The following is a 7232-nucleotide window of genomic DNA, read 5'->3' as shown; positions in this document are numbered from 1 at the left end:
GAATCCTTTGGTATTAGTATTTGGCTCTAGTGACTAACTTGTTCTTGCAATTTGCGGAATTTTTTTGCCGGTTGATGGTTCTAATGACAAATTATGTCACCCTGACTTTGTATAATGATGACCTGGGGGAAGTAATCTCCCAGATGGAATTTAATATAGAGTTAGGGGTTAACGGTGAAATGAAAATAAAAAATATGATTTTGGCGACACTGGTAGCAACGACGGTTGGTGGTAGTGCGGTGACGCTACCTACTGAACCGGCTGCGGCAGCTAAATATACGGCGATAAAGAGCTTTCCAAAGGCCTACCGCGGAACTTGGTATACCAAGGAATACAATTCTAGGCTCATCATTTCTGCTAAAAAGTGGAAAGATACGGATGGAGACATGACACTTAGTTTACATACAATAAAGGCAAAGACGGGAACGGATTCTTGGATTTACGCATATAAAGCGTCTAATAATAACCTCCTCTATAGTTTCTGGCCCGAAAAAAAGCATCCTAAGTTAAGTGATTTTTATGGCAATAGCTTCCATTATCGAATTGTAAATAAAACCTACAAGGGTAAGAAAATTAAAGCGCTAAAGGCGTATGGCGAGGGTGATTCATTTGCCATCTTCTCTTACCGAACGAAACAGCAATCGAAGCATCTTGAAAGCTACCATTACTATCATGGCTAATCAGCAAGGCACAATCTAAAATCAGACCTAACCGGAAGCACAGCGGTTAGGCCTTTTTTAGGTTGATTTGTAAATAATTAGAATACGATGAAATAATGATAAAACAATGATATAATTAAACGATAATCATTAATTAAGTAGAGAAGGGAAGCGACCCACATGACAAAGTGGCAAAAAGCTTGGCGCTATCTACTAACACTCCTCAAAGGCGTGGTGATCATGCTGCTTTTACTGACCTGGGACCTAAAGCGCACCAAGACTGGTTGGACGGTTCCCATCACCTATTTCACCACTTGGATATTCTTGAGTTGGTTGGTCTGCTACCCGGCGCTGCGAAACAAGTATCAAAGCCTCTATAGCAAAAATGGCGAGCGGTTTGAGACCTACAAACACCGGGCACTCAATATGCACCGTCAGGATATAGGTAATAGTCATGTGAATCGTCGGTGGACACCGAATGGCGTGGCTGCCAATCCGTGGGAGTATACGACCGGAACCACGCAGAGTACGGATGAGATTCTCAATCCCGTCCTGGTATTTGCTGAACACTTGTGGGCGACTTTCCTGCTGATTCTATTTGGACCGTTACTTGCCGTATTGGCAGGGGTGATGAAGCTGGTGGCTTGGCTACAGCGGGGCCGTTAGAAAGGCCAGGGGTTCCCAATAGTCACGCTTTTGAGTTGTTTCGTTGGCTGGATTCATGTGGTGACTATGGATGACAAGAATGCGTAAAAAGAAACGAACCTTTGACGGATATCGATGAGGTTCGTTTTATATATAGTAGAAAAATTATTTTTTTGAGACACTCAGTCGGGCTCACTAACCTTGACGTGTGAGAACAGCGCTAGCGTAATCAGAGCGCAGGCCGCGCCAACCAAGTAGACGCCGCCAACACCGAGTCGAACTGAAAAGATACCACCCAGCATCATTCCCAGAGGCAACGCTAGGTTCGTTCCGGCCATCATGGCGCCATTGACTCGCCCCAAGATATTGGCAGGAGTTGTGGATTGAAGCAAGGTGAAGACCGCAACGTTGATGGTGCCGGCACCTAGACCAATGAGCAGTCGCATAGCAAGGGTCATGAGCACATTCGGCAATAGAACCATCCCAATAACGGCCAGACTGACCACGCTTAGTGACAAAATCATTTTCCGCTTCAAAGGTATCTTCAGTGCGGCCGCCACAATATTCCCCAGAATCACGCCAATCATGAGGGCAATCTGCATGATACCGTAGACCATACTATTGCTGTGGAGATTTTGGCGAACCCAGACGACGTTTAAGCTCATAATCGGGCCCAAAGCTAGATTAATGACTAAAGCCAGTGAGATAATGGCACGTAGCATCGGGGTCCGTTTGATGTACTGAATGCCCGTGTACCAACGATCCGAGTCATCATTGGTCGGGGGTGTGAGTACCTCGTGATGTTTCCGGTGAACGATTGAAACGCAAATCAGCGAGATGCCGAAGGTGAGGGCATTGACCCACATGAAGTCTGCGAGGGAGAGCCAAACGATGAGGGTGCTCCCAACCAACAGGCCAATCATCTCGGAAATCATACCGAAGCTTTGGTTTAGACCATTAGCTTTGCCGAGAGCGTCCTTAGGCACAAGCTGGGGAATTAAGGTATTTTCGGCCGGTCCGAAGAAGGTACCGACGATTCGGGTAAGAAATAGAATCAGGATGAATGGAATCAAGGTGATGGTCCGGTGGCCGTAAATGACACCGGCAGTGACCATAATGGTGATTTGAAAGATGTCGACTAGTCGCATGACCTGAGTCTTGACGTGTTTGTCGGCAACGAAGCCGGTCACCAGGCTCATCAGGACTAACAGGCTAAACGCACCCGAAATGACGCCGACTAAAAATGAACTCCGAGTTAAACTGTAGAGGTACCAATCAATGGCGATACCAAATAGGTTGTCCCCGAGGTCGGATACCGTTTCACCGGCTAGCAGGATGTAGAAGATGCGCTTCATGGGCAGGACTCCTCGTGATTCGATTGAGACTGAGTATAGGTCACTGCGGAGTTGGCGACTATGGTGGATGGCTTGGTAAGTTTGCTGTCTTTGTTTGCCGGCATCAAAAAGGGACTAGGCAAGGTTCGCTTGGTCCCGGTAGTTATTAACTTAATGCCAAGATAATCATAATCGTAAAAGCAGCCTGTAAAATTAAGATGCTATAGCTCTCTGGTTCGCGGTACAGGTGATTGAGCACCATGCCGCTGATGGTGATGCAGGTGGATAACGCAAAAATAATAGCTAAGGCCGTCCCCAGAGGATACATGATTTTCGCTAGTGAACAACTGTTGCGAGGTGTTTCCAAGGATGATTTTTCGTTGTCGAAGCCAAATAGTCCTGAAACTTTGAGCGCGGAAGAAGAGGTTCTAACGGGATATAAAATACCATTTAAGTCGTTTAAGGTCATCAGCTTTACGGCTAAAGACCCAGAGAGTGCTGATTCGGTCGCAGCGGCCTTGACAGCGGCTGGCTATGATACGAAGACACGGTCACAATTCGCGGGCTGGCACATTGGTGGCGAACTCTTTGGCTCGGGCGATGATGACGAGGGAACCATTCCTGGTGAAGGGGTTGTGATGTTGACCAAGTCTTAGGAAAAAGTGAACGCAAGTCATGAAGGAAGAACTGTTTAGGAAGGTTCTTTCTTTCTATTTACATATGCCCAAAATGAATTTATAATAAGAGCTATAATCTAATTTTAATGTTGAGAGAGAAGCGTAACCAATGAGTAAACCGTATGGGAGACAGGATTTTCTAAAGCAACTTCAAAGTGCAGGCGTCGTGGCGGGCGATAGCGTCATGGTCCACACCTCATTAAAAGCGTTCGACTGGATCACGGGGGATAGCCGGGCCGTCATCACGGCACTTTGCCAAGCGGTGGGGCCAACGGGAAATGTGGTGATGCCAAGCCAGACGCCGGAACTATCGGATCCGTCATTGTGGACGGAGGGCCCAGAACCAGAGGAAAACTGGCAACCGATTCGCGACCGGACTATGGGCTATAGCAAACGTTTGACCCCCGCAATTGGTCAGAGTGACGTGGTGGAACTTTTCCGGAACTATCCAGACGTGGAGCGGTCGGCAAATCCGTTAGATTCGTTTACGGCATGGGGCAGCCGAGCAAAGTGGCTGACTACGGATGCGACGTACGATTTCCCATTTGGGGATGATGGTGTGTTGGGGAGACTGTATGAGCTACACGCTAAACTGGTCTTGATTGGCACAAATTTTGAAACGAATACGGCGCTCCATTTAGCGGAAACCAGAATCAATCGGAACATTAAGGTCATCGAGGAGACCGCACCAGTTGAGACAGGAGATTTTCTACATCCACAAAAGAAAATGGTCAGTTTTAAAAATGTTGAGCTGGAGACCTATGATTTCTTGAAGTTGGAGCGCGAGTTTGAAGCCCAAGGTACTGGCATGACGGCGGTAGACTTACCCAAGGGAAGGCTTCGAGTGATTGATATGCGGCAATGTGTCGATTTCGCTGAAGAGAAGTTCAAGACGTATACGTATACAAGCTAGGCAGGTCGGGGAAATGTGAGAGTCGTTAGCCTTACTTCGGCCGGAAAATGTGGTATAGTGAGGACATAGCAAAAGCCGGCGCGCGAACACCGGCTTAGCAAGCCGCTTCAAGAGCGGAGACAGAAACGACGACAGGTCGCCCTAACCGTCTAAAGTTAGAGGGCGGCTTTTTTATTTGCGATCGTTATGGCGATCGATAACAATCATTAATGTGGCAAAAGCCAGCATCAACGATAGCGCTTGAAAAATACTCACGGGTCACGAAACCTTTCGCTAGATTCTTTCCATGTTCCCATGGACCTCACCTCGAAAAGGGAAAAGGCAGCCCCCACTCACAAAACTTCTTGCTTAAACCAGTGTAGCAGTTTTAGGTTGCATCTCTAGGCAATACGTCTTACAAATATTGTTATATCAAGGGATTAGCAACTACTGGTTCTTGTTGGAATATATGAAAATCAACTCAAAGTTTGAGTGCTGGTTAAAAAAGCTTTGACAAACGCATAAATGTCGTGTATAGTTATCTATTAGAGTTTAAGAGATGCTAATAACGTGATTCAGAGAGATTGGTTAGCAAGCCGGAGTTTCTTAGATTTTAAAATGGTCCGCCTGTTCAGAGGAGCAGGGGGCCATTTTTTTATGTAGTTTTTTGAAGCGATACTCTTGAGTTCTGAGTAATAATGTTGATCTAATTGATATCGATCGTAATGAGAATGGATGATAAACTAAAACGTTTTGAGCCCATTGTTACGGAATTTTTTTGTTATTGTTTTGACGATAGAGTAATTGTTAATCGTACATTGCTGAGGTATGCTAGAGAAGCAAGTTAAAGGAAAAAGGCACTTTTGGAAAAATAGGATGCTGGTGTGACGGCGTTTGTTTAGTGTGTTCCCCGTGTATACGGGGGTGATCCCGAAAGTACATTGATCAGGCTAAGGACGAGTCAGTGTTCCCCGTGTATACGGGGGTGATCCTTACGTTCCCGGCAATCAACTGTTCCGCTGAAAGTGTTCCCCGTGTATACGGGGGTGATCCCATATTCGTACAGATCGTTGTTCAACATCTCTGGTGTTCCCCGTGTATACGGGGGTGATCCCGCACCATACTCTCAATGATCGACACACGCTCTGTGTTCCCCGTGTATACGGGGGTGATCCCAGCCAACGTGAGCCTTTTCCTGTAGCCTCATGGTGTTCCCCGTGTATACGGGGGTGATCCTATGGGAAGTCTCTTCCCAGAAGTAGATGCTGGGTGTTCCCCGTGTATACGGGGGTGATCCCTATCAGGCATAACCGTGCTCGTGGTACACACGGTGTTCCCCGTGTATACGGGGGTGATCCCTTTTCAGTCTTGTAATTCGTCTTACCGGCTATGTGTTCCCCGTGTATACGGGGGTGATCCTTTGGCCCCGTTAAAGGTCATTCGCTTAGTTTGGTGTTCCCCGTGTATACGGGGGTGATCCCTTAATTTTCATAGTGTTTTCCTCCTATACTGAGTGTTCCCCGTGTATACGGGGGTGATCCTTACTCCAGCGGGTTCAAATCTTAGAGAGTGAGGTGTTCCCCGTGTATACGGGGGTGATCCCGTACAAGATGTTTTCGACAAAGCTAACGCAAAGTGTTCCCCGTGTATACGGGGGTGATCCCTTTTGTTCCTTTTTTGAAAAGTTTCCTATGGGGTGTTCCCCGTGTATACGGGGGTGATCCTCGTTCTATACCATTGAGAGTTAAGGACGAACTGTGTTCCCCGTGTATACGGGGGTGATCCTCAGCATACGGTGGACAGGTAAACACCATGTCAGTGTTCCCCGTGTATACGGGGGTGATCCCAGTGATGAGACGAAGTTTAAACGCGATGTTCAGTGTTCCCCGTGTATACGGGGGTGATCCCAAACAGATCGGCTCGTTACGTGACCAGTTCAAGTGTTCCCCGTGTATACGGGGGTGATCCTGCAGCCAACGTTAGCAATGCTGCTTGAATCGCGTGTTCCCCGTGTATACGGGGGTGATCCTAGGACCGTTTGGGAACCTCTACTGACTTAGCGGTGTTCCCCGTGTATACGGGGGTGATCCCGAGTGGCAGGCAAGCTTTTATACCCGGCAAGCGTGTTCCCCGTGTATACGGGGGTGATCCCGATTGAAATGGGGATCGAGGGGGATGGCAATGGTGTTCCCCGTGTATACGGGGGTGATCCCAGTGCCGTCTGGCTTGTAGACAACAAGCGCTCGTGTTCCCCGTGTATACGGGGGTGATCCTAGAACATTTACTGTTCTCCTTTCGACAACTTCGTGTTCCCCGTGTATACGGGGGTGATCCCATTATTGATTCAATTTACAACGGCAATCAGGGGTGTTCCCCGTGTATACGGGGGTGATCCCGACTATTTACCAGCAATGGCTCAGTATTGGTAGTGTTCCCCGTGTATACGGGGGTGATCCTATCGGCAAGTAATCCTGGATTGGGAGCAACAAGTGTTCCCCGTGTATACGGGGGTGATCCTCTTGGTACCGCCCTTAGATAGGGTGCAGCGGAGTGTTCCCCGTGTATACGGGGGTGATCCCTGGGTCCCATGCACGAAACTTAATATCTCTCAGTGTTCCCCGTGTATACGGGGGTGATCCTAAAAATTGGAAATTGATGATCAATTACGGAGCGTGTTCCCCGTGTATACGGGGGTGATCCTGAACCTCTCCAAACCGGTCGAACTCGTAGTCCGTGTTCCCCGTGTATACGGGGGAGTCTTCCTAAAAAGAAACATATGATATAATCATGTATATTCCCTACAGGTGTAGGGGTGATCCGGGTGAAGGTGTACTTCATATTACGGAGCGAAGATGTTCCCTACGGATGTGGGGGTGATTTTTGACTTGATAACACGACCTTCTAATTCATATATAGCGAGTCCGTTTTAATAATGTTGAAGAAATAGTTTAGAACAGAAACAAAATATATTGGCGAATTTTATAATCAAGTTAGCCACTTAGAATTTAGACCAAAATAAATACAC

General features: G+C 47.4%; 7 protein-coding genes and 1 CRISPR repeat array. Of the genes, 4 read left to right on the top strand and 3 right to left on the bottom strand.

From position 1 onward, the window contains the following. The first annotated feature begins 83 nt into the window (after positions 1 to 83). Complete coding sequence (locus FC99_RS05825; RefSeq protein WP_156166958.1) at positions 84 to 680, top strand: hypothetical protein; 597 nt, start codon at positions 84 to 86, stop codon at positions 678 to 680. A gap of 159 nt (positions 681 to 839) precedes the next feature. Continuing rightward, entirely contained in the window at positions 840 to 1325 is a 486-nt protein-coding gene (locus FC99_RS05820) for a hypothetical protein (protein WP_048736148.1), read from the top strand. 161 nt (positions 1326 to 1486) lie between these two features. On the opposite strand, the gene FC99_RS05815 is transcribed toward FC99_RS05820, so the two are convergent. Beyond that, on the bottom strand, positions 1487 to 2659 hold the full coding sequence (locus FC99_RS05815) for an MFS transporter (RefSeq protein WP_048736147.1): 1173 nt from the start codon (positions 2657 to 2659) through the stop codon (positions 1487 to 1489). A 145-nt stretch (positions 2660 to 2804) separates the two neighbouring features. Then, positions 2805 to 3005: a hypothetical protein gene (locus FC99_RS13805; RefSeq protein WP_156166957.1), complete on the bottom strand. Its 201-nt coding sequence runs from the start codon at positions 3003 to 3005 to the stop codon at positions 2805 to 2807. A gap of 13 nt (positions 3006 to 3018) precedes the next feature. On the opposite strand from FC99_RS13805, the gene FC99_RS05810 reads away from it, so the two are divergent. Beyond that, complete coding sequence (locus tag FC99_RS05810; RefSeq protein ID WP_156166956.1) at positions 3019 to 3294, top strand: hypothetical protein; 276 nt, start codon at positions 3019 to 3021, stop codon at positions 3292 to 3294. A 130-nt stretch (positions 3295 to 3424) separates the two neighbouring features. Then, a complete protein-coding gene (locus FC99_RS05805) occupies positions 3425 to 4228 on the top strand; it encodes an AAC(3) family N-acetyltransferase (RefSeq protein WP_048736145.1) in 804 nt (267 codons plus the stop codon). Positions 4229 to 4399: 171 nt separating this feature from the next. On the opposite strand, the gene FC99_RS14425 is transcribed toward FC99_RS05805, so the two are convergent. Next, positions 4400 to 4483 (bottom strand): putative holin-like toxin, encoded by an 84-nt coding sequence (locus tag FC99_RS14425; RefSeq protein WP_420324070.1) that lies wholly within the window; start codon positions 4481 to 4483, stop codon positions 4400 to 4402. Between the two features lie 627 nt (positions 4484 to 5110). Next, a CRISPR array of direct repeats spans positions 5111 to 6968; the repeat unit is 28 nt; unit sequence GTGTTCCCCGTGTATACGGGGGTGATCC. Positions 6969 to 7232 lie beyond the last annotated feature (264 nt).

This window comes from Levilactobacillus koreensis JCM 16448 (assembly GCF_001435525.1).
Classification (GTDB): domain Bacteria; phylum Bacillota; class Bacilli; order Lactobacillales; family Lactobacillaceae; genus Levilactobacillus; species Levilactobacillus koreensis.
The sequence above is the reverse complement of the archived record's forward strand: the minus strand, read 5'-3'. Positions and strand labels throughout refer to the sequence as shown.

Coding starts and splice junctions, on each gene's coding strand:
- FC99_RS05825 (WP_156166958.1), top strand. CDS start 84: ATGACAAATTATGTCACCCTGACTTTGTATAATGATGACCTGGGGGAA.
- FC99_RS05820 (WP_048736148.1), top strand. CDS start 840: ATGACAAAGTGGCAAAAAGCTTGGCGCTATCTACTAACACTCCTCAAA.
- FC99_RS05815 (WP_048736147.1), bottom strand. CDS start 2,659: ATGAAGCGCATCTTCTACATCCTGCTAGCCGGTGAAACGGTATCCGAC.
- FC99_RS05805 (WP_048736145.1), top strand. CDS start 3,425: ATGAGTAAACCGTATGGGAGACAGGATTTTCTAAAGCAACTTCAAAGT.